Genomic DNA, 24,394 nt, shown 5'->3' on the forward strand with positions numbered 1-24,394 from the left:
GGCTTCGGCGTGACCTTCAAGGCCATGTTCAAGAAGCGGCTGACCGAGCAGTATCCGGAGGAGAAGAAACCGACGGCGCCGCGCTTCCACGGCCGCCATCAGCTCAACCGGCATCCCGACGGGCTGGAGAAGTGCGTCGGCTGCGAGCTGTGCGCCTGGGCCTGCCCGGCCGACGCGATCTACGTCGAGGGCGCCGACAACACGGACGAGGAGCGCTACAGCCCCGGCGAGCGCTACGGCCGCGTCTACCAGATCAACTACCTGCGCTGCATCCTCTGCGGCCTGTGCGTCGAGGCGTGCCCCACCCGCGCGCTGACCATGACCAACGAGTACGAACTCGCCGACCGGTCCCGCGAATCGCTCATCTACACCAAGGAGGAGCTGCTCGCGGGGCTGGAGGACACGATGGTCGACAGCCCGCACGCCATCTACCCCGGCATGACGGAGAAGGACTACTACCGCGGCCTGGTGACGGAGGCCGCACCGGGCACGGTGCGGCAGGTGGCCGTCTCCCGGGGCGAGACGGCCGAGGGCGAGGGCGGCGCGGACACCGCGGCGCCCCAGGCGGGCGCGTCCACCTTCGGGCCGGACGAGCCCGCGGCGCGGGAGGTGGGCCGGTGATGACGACCTCCCTGGCCGCCGCGGCGTCCACCGGCGAGGCGGTGCAGTTCTGGATCCTCGGTACGGTCGCGGTGCTCGGCGCACTGTGCACGATCCTGTTGCGGCGCGCCGTGCACAGCGCCCTCTCGCTCGCCGGCACCATGATCATCCTCGCGGTGTTCTACCTCGCCAACGGCGCGTACTTCCTCGGCGTCGTGCAGATCGTCGTCTACACGGGCGCGATCATGATGCTGTTCCTCTTCGTCGTCATGCTCGTCGGCGTCACGGCCGCCGACTCCCTCAAGGAGACACTCAAGGGCCAGCGCTGGCTGGCCGCCACCTGCGGCCTCGGCTTCGGCATCCTGCTCATCGCCGGCCTCGGCAACGCCTCGCTCAAGCACTTCAACGGCCTCGGCGAGGCCAACGCCGGCGGCAATGTGCAGGGCCTGGCGACGCTGATCTTCACCAAGTACGTCTTCGCCTTCGAGGTCACCGGCGCGCTGCTCATCACGGCGGCGGTCGGAGCGATGGTCCTGACGCACCGCGAGCGTACGGAGCGCGCCAAGACCCAGCGTGAGCAGTCCGAGCAGCGCATCAGGGAAGGCAAGCACATCCCGCCGCTCCCCGCGCCGGGTGTCTACGCCCGCCACAACGCGGTCGACATCCCCGGCTTGCTCCCCGACGGCACCCCGTCCGAGCTGACCGTCAACCCGACGCTGCGCGAGCGCGGCCAGATCCGCGACGTCTCCGGTGAGTCGCTGGACGAACTGAAGGCGCTGGAACAGCGCTCCGAAGAGTGGCTGGGCCGCAGCGAGGAGGCGAACCGATGAACCCGGTCAACTACCTCTACCTCGCCGCCCTGTTGTTCACCATCGGCGCGGCGGGGGTGCTGATCAGGCGGAACGCCATCGTGGTGTTCATGTGCATCGAGCTGATGCTCAACGCCTGCAACCTCGCCTTCGTGGCCTTCTCGCGGATGCACGGAAATCTGGACGGACAGATCATCGCGTTCTTCACGATGGTCGTCGCCGCGGCCGAGGTCGTGGTGGGCCTGGCGATCATCGTGTCCATCTTCCGCGCCCGCCACACGGCCTCGGTCGACGACGCCAGCCTGATGAAGCTGTAAGGGGTCGTAAACGTGGAGAACCTGATCGCGCTGCTCGTCGCGGCACCACTGGTCGGTGCGGCCCTGCTGCTGTGCGGCGGCAGGAGACTGGACCGGGCCGGTCACTGGCTCGGCACGCTGCTCGCGCTGGCGTCCTTCGCCCTGGCCGTACCCCTGTTCACGGAGCTGCTGGGCCGCGACGCCGAGCACCGCACCCTGCACCAGCACCTGTTCAGTTGGGTGCCGGTGGGCGGCTTCCAGGCGGACGTGGCCTTCCAGCTCGACCAACTGTCCATGACGTTCGTCCTGCTGATCACCGGTGTCGGATCGCTGATCCACATCTACTCGATCGGCTACATGGAGCACGACGAGCGGCGCCGCCGCTTCTTCGGCTACCTGAATCTGTTCCTCGCGGCCATGCTGCTGCTCGTCCTCGCCGACAACTACCTCCTGCTGTACGTCGGCTGGGAGGGCGTGGGCCTGGCCTCGTACCTCCTCATCGGCTTCTGGCAGCACAAGCCCAGCGCGGCGACGGCGGCGAAGAAGGCGTTCCTGGTCAACCGCGTCGGTGATGTCGGCCTGTCCATCGCGATCATGCTGATGTTCACCACGTTCGGGACGTTCGCGTTCGGCCCGGTGCTGGGCGCGGTGGGCGAGACGTCCGAGGGCAAGCTCACCGCCGTCGGTCTGATGCTGCTGCTCGCCGCGTGCGGCAAGTCGGCCCAGGTCCCGCTGCAATCGTGGCTCGGCGACGCGATGGAGGGCCCGACCCCGGTCTCGGCCCTGATCCACGCGGCGACGATGGTGACCGCCGGCGTCTACCTGATCACCCGCTCCGGGGCGATCTTCAACGGGGCGCCGGACGCGCAGACCGCCGTCGTGGTGGTCGGCGCGGTGACGCTGCTGTTCGGTGCGATCGTCGGGTGCGCGAAGGACGACATCAAGAAGGCCCTGGCGGGCTCGACGATGTCGCAGATCGGCTACATGATCCTGGCCGCCGGCCTCGGACCGATCGGTTACGCCTTCGCGATCATGCACCTGGTTACCCACGGCTTCTTCAAGGCGGGCCTCTTCCTCGGCGCCGGTTCGGTGATGCACGGCATGAACGACGAGGTGGACATGCGCCGCTACGGCGGCCTGCGCAGGTACATGCCCGTCACCTTCATCACCTTCGGCCTGGGCTACCTGGCCATCATCGGCTTCCCCGGACTGTCCGGCTTCTTCTCCAAGGACAAGATCATCGAGGCGGCGTTCGCCAAGGGCGGCACGGAGGGCTGGATCCTCGGCGGCGCGGCCCTGCTGGGCGCCGCGATCACCGCGTTCTACATGACGCGGGTGATGCTGATGACGTTCTTCGGAGAGGAGCGCTGGCGCAAGGCGCCGACGCCGTCCCCCGCCGAACCGTCGGTGGAGCCCGCGGCCCGGACACTCCCCCGGCCCGGCGGCCGGGAGGTGCCCCCAGACGAGTACACCCCGCCGCACCCGCACGAGTCGCCGAAGTCCATGACGATCCCGATGATCCTGCTGGCCGTCGGGTCGGTGTTCGCGGGCGGGCTGTTCAGCATCAACGAGGCCTTCGTGACCTGGCTGGAGCCGGTCACCTCCTTCGAGCACGGGCACCCGCCGATCGGCGCCGGGACGATCACCACCGCCACCATCGTGGTGATGGTCCTCGGCGTCGCGCTCGCCTACCTCCAGTACGGGCGCAAGCCGGTGCCGGCCGTCGCCCCGCGCGGTTCGCTGCTCACCCGGGCGGCCCGCCGCGACCTGCTCCAGGACGACTTCAACCACGTCGTGCTGGTGCGCGGCGGCGGGGAGCTGACCCGCGCCCTGGTCCAACTGGACCACTCCGTCGTGGACGGCGCGGTCAACGGCACGGCGGCGTCGATGGGCGGCCTCTCCGGCCGGCTGCGCCAGGTGCAGAACGGCTTCGCCCGCTCGTACGCGGTACAGATGTTGGGCGGTGCGGCCGTGCTGATCGCCGCGACCCTGCTGATGAGGGGTGTCTGAGCCATGTCGTTTCCCCTGCTGACGGCCACCGCGGCGGTCCCGGCGATCGGCGCGATCGCCACCGCCGCGGTGCCCGCCGCCCGGCGCGCCGCCGCCAAGTGGCTGGCGCTGCTCTTCTCGCTGGCCACGCTGGTACTGGCCGCGGTGGTCGCGGTCCGCTTCGACACGGGGGCGAAGGGCCCGTTCCAGCTCACCGAGTCACACGCCTGGATCAAGGACTTCGGGGTCCGCTACGAGCTGGGCGTGGACGGCATCGCGGTGGCGCTGATCGCGCTGACCGCGCTGCTGGTCCCGTTCGTGATCCTGGCGGGCTGGCACGACGCCGACCCCCTGGAGGGGAAGGAGCCCAACCGCCGCTGGCGCCCCACCCAGGGTTTCTTCGCGCTGGTCCTCGCGGTCGAGGCGATGGTGGTCATCTCCTTCGAGGCCACCGACGTGTTCCTCTTCTACATCTTCTTCGAAGCCATGCTGATCCCGATGTACTTCCTCATCGGCGGCTTCGGGGACCGGGCCGGAGCGGGTGGTGAGGAGCGCAGCGCGACGCTCCGCTCGCGGGCCGCCGTGAAGTTCCTGCTCTACAACCTGGCCGGCGGTCTGATCATGCTGGCCGCGGTGATCGGGCTGTACGCGGCCACCGCCGACCAGCTCGGCAGCGGCACGTTCTCCCTGACGGAAATCGTCCAGGCCCGGGCGGACGGCCGGCTGACGCTGGGCACCGGCACGGAACGGCTGCTGTTCCTCGGCTTCTTCTTCGCCTTCGCGGTGAAGGCGCCGCTGTGGCCGCTGCACACCTGGCTGCCGGGCGCGATGGGCGAGTCCACCGCGCCCGTCGCCGTGCTGATCACCGCGGTGGTCGACAAGGTCGGCACCTTCGCGATGCTGCGCTTCTGCCTCCAGCTCTTCCCGGAGGCCAGTAGCTGGGCGACCCCGGTGATCCTCGTCCTGGCGCTGATCAGCATCCTGTACGGGGCGCTGCTCGCGGTCGGCCAGCGCGACATCAAGCGCCTGGTGGCGTACGCCTCCATCTCCCACTTCGGCTTCATCGTCATGGGCATCTTCGCCATGACGAGCCAGGGCCAGGGCGGCGCGACGCTGTACATGGTCAACCACGGCATCTCGACGGCGGCGCTGATGCTGGTCGCCGGGTTCCTGATCTCGCGGCGCGGCTCGCGGCTGATCGCCGACTACGGAGGGGTGCAGAAGGTCGCGCCGGTGCTGGCCGGCACGTTCCTGGTCGGCGGCCTGGCGACGCTGTCGCTGCCGGGCCTGGCGCCCTTCGTCAGCGAATTCCTGGTGCTGGTGGGCACGTTCAGCCGCTATCCGGCCGTGGGCATCGTGGCCACCGTCGGCATCGTGCTCGCCGCGCTGTACGTCCTCGTCCTCTACCAGCGCACGATGACCGGCCCGGTGAAGGCCGAGGTGCGGGCCATGCCCGACCTCAAGGCACGGGAGCTGGCGGTGGTCGCCCCGCTGATCGCGCTGCTGCTGTTCCTCGGTGTCTACCCGAAACCGTTGACGGACCTCGTCAACCCGGCGGTGGACCACACCCTGTCCGTCGTCGACCAGCACGATCCCCGCCCCGACGTACCCGTGAAGGCAGATGCGGAGGCCGCGAAGTGAGTTCCGTGGCGAGCGTCCACAGCCTGTGGACCATTGCGGCCGAGGCACCGGCCAAGATCCCGGCGCCGAAGATCGAGTATGCCCAGCTCGCGCCGGCGCTGATCGTGCTGGGTGCCGCGGTCGTCGGCGTCGTCCTGGAGGCGTTCCTGCCGCGGCGCAGCCGCCACCACGCCCAGCTCCTGCTGTCGGTGCTCGCGCTGGCCGCCGGATTCGCGGCCGTGGTGGGGCTGGCGGCGGGCGGCTTCGGCGCCACCAAGGCGAAGATCACGGCGATGGGCGCCATCGCCGTGGACGGCCCGGCGCTCTTCCTCCAGGGCACGATCCTGCTGGTGGCGCTGGTCGCCACGTTCACCTTCGCCGAGCGCCGGCTCGATCCGGCCGCGCACGGCAGGAAGGTGGACTCCTTCGCGGCACAGGCCGCGGCGGTGCCCGGCGGTGAGGCCGAACGGGCCGCGGTCAAGGCCGGGTTCACCACGACAGAGGTGTTCCCGCTCGCGCTGTTCGCGGTCGGCGGGATGCTGGTCTTCCCCGCCGCCAACGACCTGCTGACCCTTTTCGTCGCGCTGGAGGTCTTCTCCCTCCCGCTGTACATCCTGTGTGCGCTGGCCCGCCGCCAGCGGCTGCTGTCGCAGGAAGCCGCGGTGAAGTACTTCCTGCTCGGCGCGTTCTCCTCGGCGTTCCTGCTGTTCGGCATCGCGCTGCTGTACGGGTACGCCGGCACGGTGACGTACTCCGGTATCGCGCAGGTCGTCGGCGACGGCGCCAAGCAGATCAACCCGGCGCTCGCCGACACGATGGGCAATGACGCGCTGCTGCTGATCGGCGGGGCGCTGGTGCTGATGGGGCTGCTCTTCAAGGTCGGCGCGGTGCCGTTCCACATGTGGACGCCGGACGTCTATCAGGGCGCGCCGACCCCGGTGACCGGGTTCATGGCGGCGGCCACCAAGGTCGCCGCGTTCGGTGCGCTGCTGCGGCTGCTGTACGTGGTCCTGCCGGGGCTGCGCTGGGACTGGCGGCCGGTCATGTGGGGCGTCGCGATCGTCACGATGCTGGGCGGCGCGATCGTCGCGATCACCCAGACGGACATCAAGCGGCTGCTGGCGTACAGCTCCATCGCGCACGCCGGGTTCATCCTGGCCGGTGTGATCGCCACCAGCAAGGACGGCATCTCGTCCGTCCTGTTCTACCTGGCGGCGTACTCCTTCGTGACGCTCGGCGCGTTCGCGGTGGTCACGCTCGTCCGGGACGCGGGCGGCGAGGCGACGCACCTGTCCAAGTGGGCGGGGCTGGGCAGGCGCTCGCCCCTGGTGGCGGCGGTCTTCGCGGTCTTCCTGCTGGCCTTCGCGGGCATCCCGCTGACCTCGGGCTTCACCGGGAAGTTCGCGGTGTTCAAGGCGGCGGCCGAGAGCGGCGCGGGCTGGCTGGTGGTGGTCGGTGTGCTCTCGTCCGCCATTGCCGCGTTCTTCTACATCCGCGTCATCGTGCTGATGTTCTTCGACGAGCCGAAGGCGGACGGCCCGACGGTGGCGGTGCCCAGCCCGCTGACCACGACGGCCATCGCGGTCGGTGTGGTGGTCACGCTCGTCCTGGGGCTGGCGCCGCAGTACTTCCTCGACCTGGCGGGCCAGGCGGGGGTGTTCGTGCGCTGAGCGGCGACGCCGGTGGACGGCATACGGGCCACGGCCGCCGTCCGGTACCCCTGCGGGGTGCCGGACGGCGGCCGTTCCGCCACTCGGGCGAAGGGGACCGGCGCGGCCTGAAGCAGCGTGCGAGGAGGGCCGGCCGGAGCACGAAAGGCGCGGATCAGCGCGGGAGGGGCCGGGCTCAGCGGGAGAACAGCACCGAGCGGACCAGGACCTTCGTCGGGGCGGCCTTGCCGGGCGGGACGACGAAGAAGACATCGCTGCTGCAGTCGTCGTCGGCGAAGAGGGTGGCGGTGGCGTTCGTCCTGTTGCGCGCGGCGTAGGCGAAGTCGGCACCGTCCGGCAGCTTGAGGGTGATGCACTCCTTGCCCGGCGGGTTGAACAGGGCGGCGCGCTGGTCGAGCTCGTTGCCGGTGTTGAAGCCGTAGGAGAAGACGCCGTCGGCGGCGTAGGCGGAGGTCGGGGTGGTCAGGGCGAGTACGGCCGCTCCGAAGGCGGCGGCGACGGAGGTGCGCAGGCGCATCTCGTGACTCCTCGTGGTTGTCGGTGTCGAGCAACTACTCGGAGTGAATATGGCTCAGCGTATGGCGTCTTTCCCGGCGCCGCCCCGGAAACACCCCTGGTGGCGTAGCGGCTCTCCGCCGTTCGCGCCGGGCAGGGCCCGTTACGGGCGGGCGGCCTGACCGCCCGTCAGGAGTGCGCTGGTCCCGTGGGTGGGCTCGGCGTCCCGGGCAGTTCGAGCTTGCCCTCGGCCTTGGTGAAGTCGTCGGTGGGCCCGCCCTTCCAGCTCACCTTCAGCGTCCTGCCGTCCGCGCCCGGCTCGATGGTGCCCAGGGTGCGGGTGGTGTGGCCGCCCATGCACTTCAGGGCGATCACCGTGGTGCCCCTCGTCTCGACCCTGCCCTGGCAGGCCGCCCCGGTGTCCGCGCCGAGGCCCAGGGACGCGATGCCCCGGTAGATCACCAGGGTGAGGTGCGAGTCGCCGGTCGTGGCCGTCCAGGCACCGTCGAGGCTGTCGGTGCCGTCGGTGTGCCTGCCGCTGGGGGGCTGCGACGGGGTGGCGGCCGGCGCCTTGCCCGCCCCGGCCCTCTTGTCGTCTCCGCTGCTGCCACAGCCGCTGAGCAGCAGGGCGGTCATGGCGGCCGTCCCGGCGATCTGCGCTGCCTTGCGCACGTACGTCTCCTCCGTCGGGGGACAGGGCGACGAGAGGCTAGCAATGCCGTACTCGGTCCGGACCGGTTACGGATGGGGCGGGAGGGATTGCGGCAGCTTCGCTACGAAGTCGGCGCGCTGCCGTGACCTTCCGAGCCGAGGCCGGGCAGGGGAGGCGCGGGCCACCCATGACGAGGAAAGGCGCGCCCCGGGCTCTCCGGCGCCCTGGGCGCCTGCCCGTGGCGCTCCGGCCCTCTTGGCCCCTGTTCCGTGGCGCTCCGGCCTCTGATCCCTGTTCCGCGGCGCTCCGACCCCCGCTCCGTGGCGCTCGGCCCCCTGGCCTCGGCTCCGCGGCGGCTCCGGCCCCCGCGTCTCAGCCGGCGCCGGCCGCGGCCTCGTCCTGGAAGACCGCGGACGCCACCGCGCGGGCGATCCAGTGCTCGCGGGCCAGCGTTTTCAGGCCGCGGCGTACGGCGCGCCGGTCCCGGCCCAGCTCCAGCTTGCGGTCCAGGTGGCTGGCCGAGACCAGAGCGGCCAGCACCCGGTCGTGCGGGTCGGCGAAGCCGGTGGCCAGGGCGCCCTTGAACCGTGCGCGGACCGGCCCGGCGAGGTCCGCCGGACCGGCCGCCAGGCGCTCGTAACGGAACAGGCCGAGCGCCCGCCGGGACTCCCGGCGGATCGCACCGCGCTGTTCCAGCCGCTGCCGGCACACCTCGTCGATGCCGCGCGCCGCGGTCCGCACCCAGCGCCGGACCTTGACCTCACCGTCCTTGCCGGAGACGGGCAGGGTGGCCAGCGCGGTGTCCAGCACCAGGTCACCGAGCGGCAGCGGGCTGCCCACGACGATCCGGCCGCCGCGGCCCCCGGTGACCCGCCCGGCCAGCTCCAGCTCCGCGAGGGCGGCGCCCGCCAGGGCGTACCGCAGGTGGGACGGGTCGTTCAGCGGCTTGCCCCGCACCGGGTCCAGGGCGAGGAGCAGCAACTCCTCGGGCAGCGTGGGCCCCCGGTCCGCGCCGCCCGCGAACCGGCCGGCCGCGCCGCTCCGCTCGCTCCCCGCCCCGTACCCGGTCATGACGTACGCGCGGGCCGGATACGTCCGGTGACCTCGCCCAGGCCGATCCGGGAGCCCTCGGGCCCCGGCGCCCAGGCGGTCAGCGTGACCTCGTCGCCGTCCTCCAGGAAGGGCCCCTTGCCCTGGGTGAGTTCGAGGAGGCAGCCGAGCTGGTCCGGCTCCGGGCCGGAGACCGTGCCGGAGGCGTAGAGGTCGCCGGTACGCAGCGAGGCGCCGTTGACCGTCATGTGGGTGAGCTGCTGGGCGGCGGTCCAGTACATGGCGGAGAAGGGCGGGCGGGCGACCGTCGCGCCGTTGATGCCCACCTCGATGCGCAGGTCGATACCGCCCGGCTCGGTGTCCGTGTCGTCCAGATAGGGGAGTACGGGGACGTCGCGGGCGGGCGGCGCCGTACGGGCGTGGTCCAGCGCGTCCAGCGGCGTGATCCAGGCGGACACGGAGGTCGCGAAGGACTTGCCGAGGAAGGGGCCGAGCGGCACGTACTCCCATGCCTGGATGTCCCGCGCGGACCAGTCGTTGACCAGGCAGACGCCGAAGACATGGTCGCGGAAGCCGTCCAGGCCGACCGTCTCGCCGAGCGCGGACGGCGTGCCGACGACGAAGCCGACCTCCGCCTCGATGTCCAGCCGCCGGGAGGGCCCGAAGGTGGGCGCCGCGTCGGCCGGTGCCTTGCGCTGGCCGCTGGGCCGTACGACCGGGGTGCCGGAGACGACGACCGTGCCCGCCCGGCCGTGGTAGCCGATGGGCAGGTGCTTCCAGTTGGGGGTGAGCGCGTCGGCGTTCGGGCGGAAGATCCGGCCGACGTTGGTGGCGTGGTGCTCGCTGGCGTAGAAGTCGACGTAGTCCGCGACCTCGAACGGCAGGTGCAGCGTCACGGCGGTCAGCGGGATCAGCAGCGACTCGGTGGCGCCGCGGTGCGCCGGGTCGGTGACGGCCGTGCGGACGGCCTCCCGCACGGCCCGCCAGATGTCGCGGCCCGCGGCGAGCAGCGGGTTCAGGGTCGGCGCGGCGAGCAGGTCGGCGTGCGGCGACCCGGAGGTGGCGGCGAGCGCGTTCAGGTCCAGTACGTGGTCGCCGTAGCGGACGCCGATGCGGTGCCGCTCCGGCTCGTCCGCCGTACTGAAGACGCCGTAGGGGAGGGTGTGTGCCCCGAAGGGGTGGTCATCGGGCAGGTCGAGCGGGTGCTGCTCGGGCATGTACGGCTCCTCGCGTGGTCGTCTCGCGTGCGTCGTCACCTGTGGCCGTGGGCCCGGCCGGCGGACCGGCGGGCTCGTCGATCAGATTACGGCCCAACGGCCCTTGAGGGGATGGCCGGCCGGGCGCTGGGCGCCGCTGCGGAGGCGGCGGGACGGCAGCACCGCGAGAGGGGGCGGCGACAGAAGAGACAAGGAACCGCGCTAAAGGCGTTGGCAAAGCGCCCTAAAAGAGTTCGTAATGTCCTGAAAGACGGTGCCGGAATGGTCAGTTCGGTTCTAGCGTCGTGCGGGGCGTGGCCGGGGCGGGACGCGTGCCGTTGGGGGGTCAGGTGGCTCGGAGCAGCACGGCGTTCGCGGTGGACCGGACCGTTCCGGGGCTCATCGTGAAGATCGGCGACTATCCGCTGCACCACGGCGGGGTGGGGGCGATCCGCAGTCTGGGGCGCCTCGGCGTGCCCATGTACGCGATCACCGAGGACCGGTTCACACCCGCCGCCACCTCGCGTTATCTGCATGGGCGCTGCGTCTGGCCGACCACCGGGCGGGAGGACCCGCAGCGGCTCGCCGAGGTACTGCTGCGGATCGGCAAGCGCATCGGCCGGCCCGCGGTCCTGATCCCGACCGACGAGGAGGCCGCCGTCCTGATAGGTGAATTCGGCGACGTCCTCCGCGACCACTTCCTGTTCCCCCGCACCGAAGCGTGTTTACCGCGCCGCCTGGCCAGCAAGAAAGGCCTGCACGAACTCTGTGTCGAGCACGGCGTTCCGTCACCGGCAACCGCCTTCCCGGAGTCGCTGTCGGACATCGAGCACTTCGCCGCGCAGGCACGTTTCCCCGTCGTGGCCAAGAACCGTGAGGCGTTCCAGCGGCGCCGGCACCCCGCGGTCGCCGGCACCACCCGGATCTCCGGCCCCGGCCAACTGATCGGCCTGGCCCGCGACTGGGGCCCGCGACCGGGGGTGATCCTCCAGGAGTACCTGCCGCGGGAGGAGGCCGAGGACTGGATCGTGCACGCGTACTTCGACGCGGACAGCGCCGCGCTCAGCCTGTTCACCGGGGTCAAGGTGCGCTCCTGGCCACCGCACGCGGGCATGACGGCCTGCGCGTACGTCGTCGACAACCCCGAACTGGCCGATATGACCGCCCAGTTCGTCAAGCGCGTCGGCTTCAGTGGCATCGTGGACCTGGACTGGCGCTACGACCGCCGGGACGGCGCCTACAAGCTGCTGGACTTCAATCCGCGGATGGGCGCCCAGTTCCGGCTGTTCGAGAACGAGGCGGGCATCGACGTCGTACGGGCCCAGCACCTGGACCTGACCGGACGGAAGGTGCCGGAGGCGGAGCAGCGGGCCGGGCAGCGGTTCGTCGTGGAGAACATCGACCTGCCGGCGCTGGTCGCGTACCGGCGCAGCGGCCGCACGACACCGCACGCGCCGCGCCACGCCACCGGCACCGAGCTGGCGTGGCTGGCCGCCGACGATCTCAAGCCGTTCTTCACGATGCTGGCCCGGTTCGTCGGGCCGGGGACCCGGCACCTGGTGGAGCTGCGGCGCGCGAGCAGACGCGCGCGGACGGCGGCGGACGGCGGGGCGCTCCGGCGGACGCGGCCGTAGCGGGCGAGCCGTGGGGGAGCGGCGGGGGATCAGCGGGGGACGTGGGGAAGCCGTGCGGCAGTTCCCCGCCAGGGCAGTGCGCGGCACTGCCGGACCAGCGACACCCTGGGGAGGGGAACGCACGTGAACACTCCGGTAGCGGTCATCGGGGCCGGTCCGTACGGCCTGTCGACGGCGGCGCACTTGCGCGCGCGGGGCGTGCCCGTACGCGTCTTCGGCCGGCCGATGGTGAGCTGGCGCGCGCACATGCCCGCGGGGATGCTGCTCAAGTCGACGCCGGCGGCGTCCACCATCGACGCCCCGCAGGCCGGGCACACGCTCCAGGACTTCTGCGCCGCGGCCGGCGGACGGCACTACGAGTCCGACTGGGACATCGTGCCCGTCGAGACCTTCGTGCGGTACGGCGAGTGGTTCCAGGAACGGCTGGTTCCGGACCTGGAGCAGGTACGGGTCGTCTCGGTCGACCGGCGTTCCGGCGGCCCCGGCCGGCGTCCGGACGGATTCGAGCTGAAACTGGACAGCGGCGAACAGTTCCGGGCGCGCGCCGTCGTCGTGGCGACCGGGCTGACCGGCTTCGCCCGGCTGCCGCGCGCGCTGGCCGCGGCCGTGCCGGACGGGCCGTCGCCCACCGGGCCCGTCTCGCACAGCTCCCAGCACCGTGACCTGTCGGTCCTCGCGGACCGGGACGTGATCGTGGTCGGCGCCGGGCAGTCGGCGCTGGAGAGCGCGGTGCTGCTGGCCGAGTCCGGTGCCCGGTCCGTGCGGGTCGTGGCACGCGGGCGCACCGCGGTGGGCTTCGGCGCGCCGCCGGACCGGCAGCCCAGGCTGCGCCCCACGTCACCCTTCGGCAACGCGTGGTCGCTGTACGCGTTCACGTATCACGCGGGCGGTTTCCGCCACCTGCCCGCACCGGCCCGTCGCTACCTGGTCCGGCGGGTGCTGGGGCCGCTGGGCGCCTGGTGGCTGCGGGACCGCTTCGTGGGGCGCGTCCAGGTCACGGCCGGGCGGCGGATCGTACGGGCGCGCGTCGAGGACGGCCGCCCGGTCCTGACGCTGCGCGGCCCGGACGGCCGGACCGGCGAACTGGCCGCCGACCACGTCCTGGCCGCCACCGGCTACCGGGTCGACCTGGCGGCGATGGACTTCCTCGGCCAGGGGCTGCGCACCGGCATCACGGTGAGCGGCGGCGGCCCCCGGCTGGACGCGGGCTTCGGCTCCTCGGTCCCGGGCCTGCACTTCACGGGCCTCCCGGCGGCGGCGTCCTTCGGGCCCGTGATGCGCTTCGTCTGCGGCACGGAGTTCGCGTCCCGCCGGGTGGCGGCGGCGGTGGCGGCGGCGCGCTGAGCCGCGCGTTCCGGCCGGTGTGGCCGAGCGGAGCACCCCGCCGCGGGAGGCCGGGGTGCTCCGGTTCGTCTTCTGCTGCGACAAATCAGCACCATTGGTGGATCAAGGACATAGCGGATGGCTGCCCGTGGTGCCCGCGCCGGGCCCGCGAACGGCCCGCTCACCGTTCGAGTGCGTCGGAGGGGCGGGCGCTCACGGTGATCCAACACCGACCGGATACGCTGGCCAATGGTGGAGACAGCGACAGATCGACAATCCGTTTGATCGTCAGCAGACAGGAGTACCCCTCGTGACCGTCGTCGGGCCCTTCGGGCTGAGCGTGCGGGACCAGGCTCTTGAGGCCGATGTCCAGGCCGGGTTGGCGGCTGTCGAGGAGGGCCTGCTGGAGGCCACCAAAAGCGACGTGCCGTTCATCACCGAGGCCGCCCAGCATCTCGTCCGCGCAGGTGGCAAGCGGTTCCGGCCGCTGCTGGTGATGCTCGCCGCGCAGTTCGGCGACCCGCACTCGCCGGGCGTCGTCCCGTCGGCCGTCGTCGTGGAGCTGACGCACCTGGCGACGCTGTACCACGACGACGTGATGGACGAGGCGGACGTGCGCCGCGGGGTGGCCAGCGCCAACGCCCGCTGGGGCAACTCCGTGGCCGTACTGACCGGCGACTTCCTCTTCGCGCGCGCCTCGCACATACTGGCCGACCTCGGCCCGGAGGCCGTACGCATCCAGGCCGAGGCGTTCGAACGCCTGGTGACCGGCCAGATCCTGGAGACCGCGGGTCCGCGGGACGGCCGCGACCCGATCGACCACTACCTGGACGTCATCGCGGGCAAGACCGGCTCGCTGATCGCCGTCGCGGGCCGCTTCGGCGCGATGATGTCCGGCGCCGACGAGGCGACCGTCAACATCCTGACCCAGTACGGCGAACGCCTCGGCACCGCCTTCCAGCTCGCCGACGACGTCCTGGACATCGCCAGCGACTCCCACGAGTCCGGCAAGACGCCCGGCACGGACCTGCGCGAGGGCATCCCGACCCTGCCGGTCCTGCACCTGCGCGCCCTGGCCGACGGCGCGCACGGCACCGACCAGGACCGCGAACTGCGCGACCTGCTGGCCGGCGACCTCACCGACGACGCCCGGCACGCCGAGGCGCTGGCCGGGCTGCGCGCCCACCCGGCGCTGGAGCAGGCCCGCCGCGACACGGTGCGCTACGCGGAGGAGGCCCGGAGCACCCTGGCGCCGCTGCCGGAGTGCATGGCGAAGGCCGCCCTGGAAGGGCTGTGCGACTCGGTGGTGCACCGGGCGGGGTGAGTGTGCCCCCGGAGCGCTCGGGTGCCTTCGGGGTGCGGTGGTCTCGTGGGAACCCCCGAGGCGCCGTGAGACCCCCGGTAAACCCTCAGGATCCGCTCCGACTTTGGTCATACCCGCTCCACCCTGCGGTGACGCGAGGTCATCCCACCGGAGTAGGCGGAGTTGGCCCCCGGGGCTGACGCGTACGGCCGGCCGGTTTGGTGGGATTGTGAGCACCACGCCACGGCGGAACGGGTCACAATGAGCCCGGGGGTGGGACGAGTGCGTCGCGTAGCAGGCCGCCGCTTACGACGGAGGTAAGGCACATGCCACGGAACCAACCGACACAGGTCACCGACGAGTGGGACGGGGACGGCGGGCGCTCCGCGAAGCGCCGCAGAACGATGCGGTACGCGGTCCCGGCCGCCGTCGTGGGCATCACGGCAGCCTCGATCGGGCTGGTCCCGGCGTTCGCCGGCTCCGGCTCCCCGGATCTGCCGAAGATCTCGGCACAGGACCTGATAGCCAAGGTCGCCGCCTCGGACGTGCAGCAGCTCTCCGGCACGGTCCGCACCAGCACCGACCTGGGACTGCCGTCCCTCTCGGGCGCCGGCGCCGGTGCCTTCGGCGGCGGCTCCGCGGGCCGGGGCGGCAAGGGCGGGGACGGCGGCTCGTCCTCCTCGGCGAGCCCGCAGAACCAGCTCATGGACCTGGCGTCCGGCTCGCACACGCTGCGCGTCGCCGCCGACGGGCCGGACAGGCAGCGGGTCTCGGTCGTCGGCAAGGCCGCCGAGTACAACCTGGTGCACAACGGCCGTGACATCTGGGGCTACGACAGCAAGAGCAACACCGCGTACCACAGCACGATCCCGGCCGGAGCGGGCAAGGACCGGCAGCGTTCGGACCGGTCCGGCCAGGGCGGTGCGTCCGGCGACCTGAAGAACGCCACCCCGCAGGAACTGGCCAAGAGGGCACTCGCCGCGGTCGGCGACACCACCTCGGTGACCGTCGACGGCACGGCCAAGGTGGCCGGACGGGACGCGTACCAGCTCTCGGTCAAGCCCAAGCAGGCCGGCTCCACGGTCGACTCGATCCGCATCTCGGTGGACGCCGAGACCGGTGTACCGCTGAAGTTCACGCTCACGCCCAAGGGCGGCGGTGCCGCCGCGGTCGACGTGGGCTTCACCTCCGTCGACTTCGCCGAGCCCGCAGCCGGCACCTTCGACTTCAAGCCGCCGAAGGGCGCCAAGGTCGTGGACGGCGACCAGGCCCGCGCGCGGCAGCGGGCCGAGGGGCGGCGGACGGCCGAGGACCTCCAGGGCATCCTGGGGCAGTACGGCCTGGACGGCGAGAACGCCGGCAAGGGCAAGGGCGTCGACGTCATCGGCTCCGGCTGGACCTCGATCGCCCACCTCAAGGGCGGCTCCGGCCTGTCCGAGGCCACCGGCAAGGGCGCGTCCGGTGACGCGGCCAAGCTGCTGGACAGCCTGGGCGAGAAGGTGAACGGGAAGTTCGGCTCCGGCCGGCTCTTCAGCACCCGCCTGGTCAACGCCCTGGTGACGGACGACGGCTCGGTCTACGCCGGTGCCGTGGACAAGGAGTCCCTGATCAAGGCGGCCGAGACCGCCGAGTAGCGAGAACGGCGCGGGGCGGGCCGACCGGCCCGCCCCGCGCCCCGGGCCGCCGGTGACACGGGCCGCGGTCACAGGTGCGACACATGGGGGAGCCGATGACGCAGCCGCCCGCCGGGGACCGGGTGATCGAGACCCGGGGCCTGACGAAGACGTACCGCGGCGGGCAACTCGCCGTCGACCGTCTCGACCTCGCCGTACCGCGCGGCAGCGTCTTCGGCTTCCTCGGCCCCAACGGCTCGGGCAAGACCACCACCATCCGGATGCTGCTCGGCCTGATCGAGCCGTCCGCCGGCCACACCCGGCTGCTCGGCGAGCCGATGCCGCGGGCGGCCCGCCGGGTGCTCCCCAGGGTCGGCGCCCTCATCGAGGGACCGGCCCTGTACGGCTTCCTCAGCGGGCGGGACAACCTCGTCCGGTACGACGCGGCCGACCCGGCCACGGACCCGCGCACCCGCGCGCGCCGGGTGGACCACGCGCTGGAACGGGTCGGCCTGGCCGCCGCCGCCCGCAAGAAGGCACGCGCCTATTCGCTGGGCATGAAGCAGCGGCTGGGACTGGCCGCGGCGCTTCTGCAGCCCCGGGACCTGCTCGTGCTGGACGAGCCGACCAACGGCCTGGACCCGCAGGGGATGCGCGAGATCCGCGCGCTCGTCAGGGAACTGGCGGACGACGGCACCACCGTCTTCCTCTCCTCCCACCTCCTCGACGAGATCGAACAGGTCTGCACGCACGCCGCGGTGATGGCGCGCGGCCGGCTCGTCACCCAGGGCACGGTCGCCGCGCTGTCCGCGGGCACCCGGGGGCGGCTGGCCGTCGGCACGCCCGACACCGCCGACGCGGTGCGGGTGCTCAAGGAGTACGGGGTCACCGACCTCGCGGTGACGGACGGGCGGGTGACCGGCGACGTCCCGGCACCGGCCGGCGGGCCGCCCGACCTGGCGGAGATCAACGCCGCTCTCGTACGGGCCGGGGTGCGCGTACGGGCCTTCGGCGTGGAACGGGCGTCCCTGGAGGACGTCTTCGTGGAGCTGACCGGAGAGGGCTTCGATGTCGCGGGCTGAGACGACCGGGGGCCCGGAGGTCGGGGACGCGGGCACCGGAAGCGTGGATTCCGAAAACGCCGGGGGCGCCGGGGGCGCCGGGGGCGCCGGGGGCGCGGATTCCGAGAGTGGGGCCGTGGGCCGTGCGCCCCGGCGGCTGTGGACGCTCGGACTGCTGCGCAACGAGATCGGTACGACCTTCCGCCGCTGGCGCACCCTCGCGCTGCTCGCCGTCCTCGCCGCCGTACCCGTACTGATCGGTGTCGCCGTCCGGATCGAGACGAGCGGTGAGGACGGCGGACCGGGCGGGCCGGGCGGCGCGGCGTTCGTCTCCCAGATCACCAACAACGGTCTCTTCCTGGTCTTCACCGCGCTGGCCGTCACCCTGCCGGTCTTCCTGCCGCTGGCGGTCGGCGTGGTCGCGGGGGACGCCATCGCCGGTGAGGCGCACGCCGGGACGCTGCGCTATCTGCTCGTCGCACCGGCCGGGCGGACCAGGCTGCTGCTGGTCAAGTACGCGACGACGGTGACGTTCTGCCTGGTGGCCACGCTGGTCGTGGCCGTGTCGGCGCTGGTGACCGGCGCGCTGCTGTTTCCCCTCGGCGAGGTGACGCTGCTGTCCGGGACGGCCGTGCCGTTCGGCGAGGGGCTGCTGCGGGCGTTGGCCGTCGCGGTCGTCGTGGCGCTGTCCCTGGTCGGCGTCGCGGCCATCGGCCTGTTCGTCTCGACGCTCACCAACAGCGGCATCGCGGCCATGGCCACCACCGTCGGCCTGCTGATCATGGTGCAGATCCTGGACACCATCCCGCAACTGCACGCGATCCAGCCGTACCTCTTCTCGCACCACTGGCTGTCCTTCGCCGACGTGCTGCGCGACCCCGTCTACTGGGACCAGCTCCGGCAGAACTTCGGCCTCCAGGCGCTGTACGCGGCGGTCTTCGGCTCCGCCGCCTGGGCGCGCTTCACGACGCGGGACGTCACGGTCTGATGCCGCGACGCCCCGCGCCGTACGCTCCCGGGCCGCCGGTGCGGCCGGCCCCGGAGGTCAGAAGATGAGCTTCCAACTGTCGACGAACCCGGTGTCCTGCGGTCCGAGGTCCTGCACCCGCAACTGCCAGGTGCCGTCGGCCGTCTCGGCGGACGCGTCGACCGGGTACGTGGTGATCACGTCCGCCGCCGAGTCCGAACCGCTGGAGTTCTTCAGCCGGTACGTCTGCCCGCTCGGCCCCACGAGGTCGATGACCAGGTCACCGCGGTAACTGTGCTTGATGTCCACTCCGACCCGCAGGGCGGCCGGCGCGTTGCCCGTACGGCCGGAGACCGTCACGGACGAGGTCACCGCGGCGCCCGCGTCCGGGATCCGCACGTCGTCGGTGTTCTCGAAGACGGTGCCGTCGGGCGGGGTCGCCGAGCCGACGCCCAGCGTCCACACCGCGTGCGCGACGGCGTCGCTGCTGCGGTCCAGGGCGGTGTCGTTGATGTTCGACGATGTGTCGCAGGAGCGGTGGTAGCAGCGGTCGAAGGGCTGGCCGGCCGTGCCGCCCCACTTCTGCGCCTGGGCCGCCGACTTGGTGCGTTCGGCGCCGGAGAACAGGCCGCCCACGGGGATGCCGACGTTCTTGAACGGCGCGTGATCGCTGCGGCCGTCCCCCTCGGTCTCGATCTCCGTCGGGACGTTCAGCGCGGCGTAGTAGCCCTTGAAGACCGCCTCGATGGTGCGGTCGTCGTCGTAGACGAAGTAGCCGGAGTTGGGCGAGCCGACCATGTCGAAGTTCAGGTAACCGGTGAACTTCGCCCGTTCCGTCGCGGCCAGCCGGCTCACGTAGTACTGCGAGCCGCGCATGCCCAGCTCCTCGGCGCCCCACCAGCCGAACCGCAGGTGCTGGGCGGGCTTGGCGTTCGCGCGGGCGACGGCCAGCGCGGTTTCGAGGACCGCGGCCGAACCGGAGCCGTTGTCGTTGATGCCGGGGCCCGCGCTGACGGAGTCCAGGTGCGCGCCGGCCATCAGGACCCGGTTCGGGTCGCCGCCGGGCCAGTCGGCGATGAGGTTGTAGCCGGTGGTGCCGCCGGTGGTGAACTGCTGCACGCTGGTGGTGAAGCCCGCGGCGTCCAGCTTGCCCTTGAGGTAGTCGACCGAGGCCCGGTAGCCGGGCCGGCCGTGGGCCCGGTTGCCGCCGTTGGCGGTGGCTATCGACTGGAGCTGGCTCAGGTGCGCTTTGACGTTGGCCACCGGTATGTCGGGGGCCGCGGTGGGGGCGGTGACGGTGGGGGAGGGGGCGGCGGGCGCGGCGGTGGCCGTACCGGCCGCTCCGGGCAGCGCAACGATCAGGCCGAGTACGGCACCGGCGGCGGCCGGCCCGAGGCCGCCCGAACCGCTGCCGCCGCTCCTGCCGGATCTTCGAAAACGCCTGGTCGTGAGGGACCGTGCGGCATTCCATGACATGAGGGGTCTCCGGATTCCGAACGTGGGATGAACGGACCGTGCATGGCGCGAAGCTGATGGTGGGCGCGCCACGCGCCGCAGACAAGGCGGAATCCGGACACCCCGGCCCGCATATCGCTCGCGGCGGGCCGGGGGACTGTGGGGCTTCGGTTCAGGGCGGTGCGATGCCCGGTTCAGGGCTTGGCGGTGCCCAGCTCCGGGGCGGTTTCCGGGGCCTCCGGGGCGGCCTGCGCGGCGGAGGGGGCGGGGTGCTGGGCGGCGGACTGTGCCGCGGCCGTCTCCGCGGTCGCTTCCCGCGCCGCCTTACGGGCCGTGGCCAGCGCCGACCGCGCGGAGCGGGCGGTACGGACCGCGTCGTACGTCAGCACCACCAGCGCCAGCCACACGAGCCCGAAGCCCGCCCAGCGCTCCACCGGCATCTCCTCGTGGAAGACCAGCAGGCCGAGGACGAACTGGAAGGTCGGCGCCAGGTACTGGAGCATTCCGAGCACGGTCAGCGGCAGCCGTACCGCCGCCGCCCCGAAGGCGATCAGCGGCAGCGCGGTGGCCACCCCGCAGCCCATGAGAAGCAGCATCTGCCCCGCCCCGCCGGTCAGGAACCCGGCCTCGCCGCGCGCGCCGAGGAAGGCCAGGATGCCGAGCGCGGGCAGGAACTGCATCGCCGTCTCGGCGCTGAAGCCCTCGATGCCGTCCAGCTTCACGCCCTTCTTGACCAGGCCGTACGTGGCGAACGTGAACGCCAGGCCGAGCGAGATCCAGGGCACCTTGCCGTACGCCACGGCCATCACGACCACCGCCGCGGCGCCCACGCCGACCGCCACCCACTGCAACGGCCGCAGGCGCTCCCGCAGGACCAGGACGCCGAAGGCGATGCTGACCAGCGGGTTGATGAAGTAGCCCAGGCTCGCTTCGAGCACGTGCCCGGCGTTGACCGCCCAGATGTACAGGAACCAGTTGACGGAGATGACCGCCGCGCAGATCAGGACCAGGCCGAGCCGCTTGGGCTGGCGCACCAGCCGCCCGATCCACGACCAGCGGCGCAGCACGGCCAGGATGACGAGGGCGACCGGCAGTGACCACACCATCCGGTGGGCCAGGATTTCGGCGGGGGACAGGTCGCCCAACAGATGCCAGTACAGCGGGAGCAGCCCCCACACCACGTACGCGGCGGTGCCGTAGACGAGTCCTGTGCGCTGGTCGGCTTGGGGTTGCAAGGGGCCCTCCGGATGAATGCTGCTCCATCTGCGCCGGCGGTGGTGCGGGTCGCGCTCCGAAGGTAACGCCGGGCGGCCCACCTGTCATGCCCGTATCGGAATACGGTCATGACAGGGGCGTGGGGGCCGCGCATACCGGCCGAAAACAGCGGTGCCCGCACAGGGCGTCCGAAGACGTCCCGTACGGGCACCGGAAGGGCCGGGACCGGCTGCTCAGCCGACCACGGTCCAGGTGTCGTTGCCGGCGAGCAGGGAGGCGAGGTCGCCCTTGCCCTTCTGCTCGATGGCGGCGTCCAGTTGGTCGCCCATGAGCGTGTCGTAGACCGGGCGGTCCACGTTGCGCAGCACACCGATGGGGGTGTGGTGCAGGGTGTCCGGGTCGGCCAGGCGGGACAGGGCGAAGGCGGTGGTCGGCGAGGGGCTGTGCGCGTCGTGGACGAGCACCGCGTCCGCGCCCTCCGCCGTCACGTCGATGACCTTGAGGTCGCCGGTGGCCGGATCCCGTACCACGCCCTTGGAGCCGAGACCGTCCTCGGCGGGCGCGCCGAAGCGGATGGGCTGCCCGTGCTCCAGACGGATCACGGCCTCCTCGGCCTGCTGCTTGTCCTTGAGGACCTCGAAGGCGCCGTCGTTGAAAATGTTGCAGTTCTGGTAGATCTCCACCAGCGCCGTGCCCGGGTGGGCGGCGGCCGCGCGCAGCACACCGGTCAGATGCTTGCGGTCGGAGTCGACGGTGCGGGCCACGAAGGACGCCTCCGCGCCGATGGCCAGCGACACCGGGTTGAAGGGCGCGTCCAGCGAGCCCATCGGCGTCGACTTCGTGATCTTGCCGACCTCGGAGGTGGGGCTGTACTGGCCCTTGGTCAGACCGTAGATCCGGTTGTTGAACAGCAGGATCTTGAGGTTGACGTTGCGGCGCAGCGCGTGGATGAGGTGGTTGCCGCCGATGGACAGCGCGTCGCCGTCGCCGGTGACGACCCACACCGACAGGTCACGGCGCGAGGAAGCCAGGCCGGAGGCGATGGCCGGGGCGCGGCCGTGGATGGAGTGCATCCCGTAGGTGTTCATGTAGTACGGGAACCGGGACGAGCAGCCGATGCCCGAGACGAAGACGATGTTCTCCTTCGCCAGGCCGAGTTCGGGCATGAAGCCCTGCACGGCGGCGAGAACCGCGTAATCACCGCAGCCGGGGCACCAGCGCACTTCCTGATCGGACTTGAAGTCCTTCATGGACTGCTTGGCCTCGGCCTTGGGCACCAGGGAAAGCGCCTCGATCGTCGAGGCGCCCTCCGCGATCGTCTCAGTCATTGATGGCCTCCTTAAAGACCTCCGCAAGCTGCTCGGCCTTGAACGGCATCCCGCTGACCTGGGTGTACGAGCGGGCATCGACGAGGTACTTCGCCCGCAGCAGGGTCGCGAGCTGGCCGAGGTTCATCTCCGGTACGACCACCTTGTCGTAACGCGCCAGCACCGCGCCGAGATTCCGCGGGAAGGGGTTGAGATGGCGCAGATGAGCCTGGGCGATACGCCCCCCGTCGCGCCGTACGCGCCGCACCGCCGCGGTGATCGGCCCGTAGGTCGAGCCCCAGCCCAGGACGAGGGTGTCGGCGCCCTGCGCGGCGGCGGCGCCCTGGCCGTCCCGGACGGCCGCGTCCACCGTCGGGTCGTCGACCTGGAGGTCCGGGACCTCGATGCCGTCGACCTTCGCCTGGCGGGTGCGCACCATGAAGTCGTGGTTGGCCGGGTCGTAGGAGATGTTGCCCGTGCCGTCCTGCTTCTCGATGCCGCCGATCCGGTGCTCCAGACCGGGCGTGCCGGGCACCGCCCACGGTCGCGCCAGCGTCTGCTCGTCGCGCTTGTACGGCCAGAACACCTCGGTGCCGTCCGCCAGCGTGTGGTTGGCGCCGGAGGCGAACTGCACCCGCAGGTCGGGCAGGTCGTCGACCTCCGGGATGCGCCACGGCTCGGAGCCGTTGGCCAGGTAGCCGTCGGACAGCAGGAAGACCGGCGTGCGGTACGTCAGCGCGATGCGCGCCGCGTCCAGCGCCGCGTCGAAGCAGTCGGCGGGCGTCCTCGGCGCCACGATCGGCACCGGAGCCTCGCCGTTGCGCCCGTACATCGCCTGGAGCAGGTCGGCCTGCTCGGTCTTGGTGGGCAGGCCGGTGGACGGGCCGCCGCGCTGGATGTCCACGATGACCAGCGGGAGTTCCAGGGAGACCGCGAGCCCGATGGTCTCCGACTTCAGCGCCACGCCGGGGCCCGAGGTGGTGGTCACCCCGAGCGCGCCGCCGAAGGCCGCGCCCAGGGCGGCGCCGATACCGGCGATCTCGTCCTCGGCCTGGAAGGTCCGCACGCCGAAGTTCTTGTGCTTGCTCAGCTCGTGCAGGATGTCCGAGGCCGGCGTGATGGGGTACGAGCCCAGATAGAGCGGCAGGTCGGCCTGCTGACCTGCGGCGATCAGGCCGTACGACAGCGCCAGGTTGCCGGAGATGTTGCGGTAGGTCCCGGTCGGGAACGCCTTGGTGGCCGGCGCGACCTCGTAGGAGACCGCGAAGTCCTCGGTGGTCTCGCCGAAGTTCCAGCCCGCCCGGAACGCGGCGACGTTCGCCTCGGCGATGTCCGGCTTCTTGGCGAACTTCTGCCGCAGGAACGCTTCGGTGCCCTCGGTCGGCCGGTGGTACATCCACGACAGCAGGCCCAGCGCGAACATGTTCTTGCTGCGCTCGGCCTCCTTGCGGGAGAGCCCGAACTCCTTGAGCGCCTCGATCGTCAGCGTCGTCAGCGGCACCGGATGGACGTTGTACGCCTGGAGCGAGCCGTCCTCCAGCGGGCTGACGTCGTAGCCGACCTTGGCCATCGGCCGCTTGGTGAACTCGTCCGTGTTGACGATGATCTCCGCGCCGCGCGGCACGTCCGCGAGGTTCGCCTTCAGTGCGGCCGGGTTCATCGCCACCAGGACGTTGGGTGCGTCGCCGGGGGTGAGGATGTCGTGGTCCGCGAAGTGCAACTGAAAGCTGGAGACACCCGGCAGGGTGCCGGCGGGGGCCCGGATCTCGGCGGGGAAGTTCGGCAGCGTCGACAGGTCGTTGCCGAAGGTCGCCGTCTCGGAGGTGAACCGGTCACCCGTGAGCTGCATACCGTCGCCGGAGTCGCCCGCGAACCGGATGATCACCCGGTCCAGACGACGTACCTCTTTACCGCCGTTCTTCCCGCCGTCGGCGCGGGTCCCGGGAGCCTGCGGCTCCCCGGTGAGCGCTCCGTCGGCCTGCTCGGCTTGGCTGCTGACCTGGCTGGTCACTGCTTCGGACCTCCCTCGGGGCGGTGGCTCGGGACTCGTCGTGCCGACCGGTCGTCCCACGAACATCGTACGTGGGTAAGGGTCGCCTTCCCTGGGCCGATCACCTGGTGGATGCGGACGGGAGACGG

General features: G+C 71.8%; 20 protein-coding genes. 12 read left to right on the plus strand and 8 right to left on the minus strand.

The features are described 5' to 3' along the window. The first annotated feature begins 24 nt into the window (after positions 1-24). From nuoI to nuoN, 6 genes are read left to right on the plus strand one after another with little or no spacing between them, the layout of a single operon-like run. Entirely contained in the window at positions 25-621 is a 597-nt protein-coding gene (nuoI, locus tag ACH4EB_RS14145) for an NADH-quinone oxidoreductase subunit NuoI (RefSeq protein ID WP_398348112.1), read from the plus strand. Continuing rightward, positions 621-1,430, plus strand: coding sequence for an NADH-quinone oxidoreductase subunit J (locus tag ACH4EB_RS14150; RefSeq protein ID WP_398347724.1), 810 nt, complete (start codon positions 621-623; stop codon positions 1,428-1,430). The genes nuoI and ACH4EB_RS14150 overlap by 1 nt, the downstream gene beginning before the upstream one ends. After that, on the plus strand, positions 1,427-1,726 hold the full coding sequence (gene nuoK, locus ACH4EB_RS14155) for an NADH-quinone oxidoreductase subunit NuoK (protein WP_398347725.1): 300 nt from the start codon (positions 1,427-1,429) through the stop codon (positions 1,724-1,726). Before ACH4EB_RS14150 ends, nuoK begins: the two co-directional genes overlap by 4 nt. 12 nt (positions 1,727-1,738) lie before the next feature. Then, a complete protein-coding gene (gene nuoL / locus ACH4EB_RS14160; protein ID WP_398347726.1) occupies positions 1,739-3,715 on the plus strand; it encodes an NADH-quinone oxidoreductase subunit L in 1,977 nt (658 codons plus the stop codon). A 3-nt stretch (positions 3,716-3,718) separates the two neighbouring features. Continuing rightward, positions 3,719-5,335 (plus strand): NADH-quinone oxidoreductase subunit M, encoded by a 1,617-nt coding sequence (locus tag ACH4EB_RS14165; RefSeq protein WP_398347727.1) that lies wholly within the window; start codon positions 3,719-3,721, stop codon positions 5,333-5,335. After that, positions 5,332-6,984, plus strand: a complete 1,653-nt coding sequence (gene nuoN, locus ACH4EB_RS14170; protein ID WP_398347729.1) for an NADH-quinone oxidoreductase subunit NuoN — start codon at positions 5,332-5,334, stop codon at positions 6,982-6,984. Before ACH4EB_RS14165 ends, nuoN begins: the two co-directional genes overlap by 4 nt. Positions 6,985-7,159: 175 nt before the next feature. Here the strand turns inward: nuoN and ACH4EB_RS14175 are convergent, their stop codons facing one another. From ACH4EB_RS14175 to fahA, 4 genes are all read right to left on the minus strand, one after another. Beyond that, positions 7,160-7,501 (minus strand): hypothetical protein, encoded by a 342-nt coding sequence (locus tag ACH4EB_RS14175; protein ID WP_398347730.1) that lies wholly within the window; start codon positions 7,499-7,501, stop codon positions 7,160-7,162. Positions 7,502-7,668: 167 nt separating this feature from the next. After that, positions 7,669-8,151 carry a hypothetical protein gene (locus ACH4EB_RS14180; RefSeq protein ID WP_398347731.1) on the minus strand — a complete coding sequence of 161 codons (483 nt, stop codon included), beginning with the start codon at positions 8,149-8,151 and terminating at the stop codon, positions 7,669-7,671. 352 nt (positions 8,152-8,503) lie between these two features. Further along, positions 8,504-9,202, minus strand: a complete 699-nt coding sequence (locus ACH4EB_RS14185) for a GPP34 family phosphoprotein (protein WP_398347732.1) — start codon at positions 9,200-9,202, stop codon at positions 8,504-8,506. Further along, entirely contained in the window at positions 9,199-10,398 is a 1,200-nt protein-coding gene (gene fahA, locus ACH4EB_RS14190; protein ID WP_398347733.1) for a fumarylacetoacetase, read from the minus strand. Before fahA ends, ACH4EB_RS14185 begins: the two co-directional genes overlap by 4 nt. A gap of 329 nt (positions 10,399-10,727) precedes the next feature. On the opposite strand from fahA, the gene ACH4EB_RS14195 reads away from it, so the two are divergent. The 6 genes from ACH4EB_RS14195 to ACH4EB_RS14220 all read left to right on the plus strand — a co-directional run bounded on the left by ACH4EB_RS14195 (position 10,728) and on the right by ACH4EB_RS14220 (position 18,299). Continuing rightward, positions 10,728-12,011 (plus strand): ATP-grasp domain-containing protein, encoded by a 1,284-nt coding sequence (locus ACH4EB_RS14195; RefSeq protein ID WP_398347734.1) that lies wholly within the window; start codon positions 10,728-10,730, stop codon positions 12,009-12,011. 123 nt (positions 12,012-12,134) lie between these two features. Further along, positions 12,135-13,355: an FAD-dependent oxidoreductase gene (locus ACH4EB_RS14200; RefSeq protein ID WP_398347735.1), complete on the plus strand. Its 1,221-nt coding sequence runs from the start codon at positions 12,135-12,137 to the stop codon at positions 13,353-13,355. A 289-nt stretch (positions 13,356-13,644) separates the two neighbouring features. Continuing rightward, on the plus strand, positions 13,645-14,658 hold the full coding sequence (locus tag ACH4EB_RS14205; RefSeq protein ID WP_398347736.1) for a polyprenyl synthetase family protein: 1,014 nt from the start codon (positions 13,645-13,647) through the stop codon (positions 14,656-14,658). 305 nt (positions 14,659-14,963) lie between these two features. Then, positions 14,964-16,271 (plus strand): outer membrane lipoprotein carrier protein LolA, encoded by a 1,308-nt coding sequence (locus tag ACH4EB_RS14210; RefSeq protein WP_398347737.1) that lies wholly within the window; start codon positions 14,964-14,966, stop codon positions 16,269-16,271. An 83-nt stretch (positions 16,272-16,354) separates the two neighbouring features. Continuing rightward, positions 16,355-17,332, plus strand: coding sequence for an ATP-binding cassette domain-containing protein (locus ACH4EB_RS14215; RefSeq protein ID WP_398347738.1), 978 nt, complete (start codon positions 16,355-16,357; stop codon positions 17,330-17,332). Next, positions 17,319-18,299 carry an ABC transporter permease gene (locus ACH4EB_RS14220; RefSeq protein ID WP_398347739.1) on the plus strand — a complete coding sequence of 327 codons (981 nt, stop codon included), beginning with the start codon at positions 17,319-17,321 and terminating at the stop codon, positions 18,297-18,299. The genes ACH4EB_RS14215 and ACH4EB_RS14220 overlap by 14 nt, the downstream gene beginning before the upstream one ends. A 57-nt stretch (positions 18,300-18,356) precedes the next feature. Here the strand turns inward: ACH4EB_RS14220 and ACH4EB_RS14225 are convergent, their stop codons facing one another. From ACH4EB_RS14225 to ACH4EB_RS14240, 4 genes are all read right to left on the minus strand, one after another. Further along, the gene (locus tag ACH4EB_RS14225; RefSeq protein WP_398347740.1) at positions 18,357-19,754 is read right to left on the minus strand and encodes a M28 family metallopeptidase; all 1,398 of its coding nucleotides are present in this window, start codon (positions 19,752-19,754) and stop codon (positions 18,357-18,359) included. Positions 19,755-19,927: 173 nt separating this feature from the next. Further along, complete coding sequence (rarD, locus tag ACH4EB_RS14230) at positions 19,928-20,968, minus strand: EamA family transporter RarD (RefSeq protein ID WP_398347741.1); 1,041 nt, start codon at positions 20,966-20,968, stop codon at positions 19,928-19,930. Between the two features lie 213 nt (positions 20,969-21,181). Further along, on the minus strand, positions 21,182-22,276 hold the full coding sequence (locus ACH4EB_RS14235; protein ID WP_398347742.1) for a 2-oxoacid:ferredoxin oxidoreductase subunit beta: 1,095 nt from the start codon (positions 22,274-22,276) through the stop codon (positions 21,182-21,184). Then, complete coding sequence (locus ACH4EB_RS14240; RefSeq protein ID WP_398347743.1) at positions 22,269-24,266, minus strand: 2-oxoacid:acceptor oxidoreductase subunit alpha; 1,998 nt, start codon at positions 24,264-24,266, stop codon at positions 22,269-22,271. Before ACH4EB_RS14240 ends, ACH4EB_RS14235 begins: the two co-directional genes overlap by 8 nt. Between the last annotated feature and the right edge of the window lie 128 nt (positions 24,267-24,394).

Origin of the sequence: Streptomyces sp. NPDC018045 (assembly GCF_044327445.1) — a bacterium.
GTDB lineage: Bacteria > Actinomycetota > Actinomycetes > Streptomycetales > Streptomycetaceae > Streptomyces.

Excerpts from the sequence above, each read along its gene's own strand:
- nuoI (WP_398348112.1), top strand. The coding sequence starts at position 25 with ATGTTCAAGAAGCGGCTGACCGAGCAGTATCCGGAGGAGAAGAAACCG.
- ACH4EB_RS14150 (WP_398347724.1), top strand. The coding sequence starts at position 621 with ATGACGACCTCCCTGGCCGCCGCGGCGTCCACCGGCGAGGCGGTGCAG.
- nuoK (WP_398347725.1), top strand. The coding sequence starts at position 1,427 with ATGAACCCGGTCAACTACCTCTACCTCGCCGCCCTGTTGTTCACCATC.
- ACH4EB_RS14165 (WP_398347727.1), top strand. The coding sequence starts at position 3,719 with ATGTCGTTTCCCCTGCTGACGGCCACCGCGGCGGTCCCGGCGATCGGC.
- ACH4EB_RS14175 (WP_398347730.1), bottom strand. The coding sequence starts at position 7,501 with ATGCGCCTGCGCACCTCCGTCGCCGCCGCCTTCGGAGCGGCCGTACTC.
- ACH4EB_RS14185 (WP_398347732.1), bottom strand. The coding sequence starts at position 9,202 with ATGACCGGGTACGGGGCGGGGAGCGAGCGGAGCGGCGCGGCCGGCCGG.
- fahA (WP_398347733.1), bottom strand. The coding sequence starts at position 10,398 with ATGCCCGAGCAGCACCCGCTCGACCTGCCCGATGACCACCCCTTCGGG.
- ACH4EB_RS14210 (WP_398347737.1), top strand. The coding sequence starts at position 14,964 with ATGCCACGGAACCAACCGACACAGGTCACCGACGAGTGGGACGGGGAC.
- ACH4EB_RS14215 (WP_398347738.1), top strand. The coding sequence starts at position 16,355 with ATGGGGGAGCCGATGACGCAGCCGCCCGCCGGGGACCGGGTGATCGAG.
- ACH4EB_RS14220 (WP_398347739.1), top strand. The coding sequence starts at position 17,319 with ATGTCGCGGGCTGAGACGACCGGGGGCCCGGAGGTCGGGGACGCGGGC.
- ACH4EB_RS14225 (WP_398347740.1), bottom strand. The coding sequence starts at position 19,754 with ATGTCATGGAATGCCGCACGGTCCCTCACGACCAGGCGTTTTCGAAGA.
- ACH4EB_RS14235 (WP_398347742.1), bottom strand. The coding sequence starts at position 22,276 with ATGACTGAGACGATCGCGGAGGGCGCCTCGACGATCGAGGCGCTTTCC.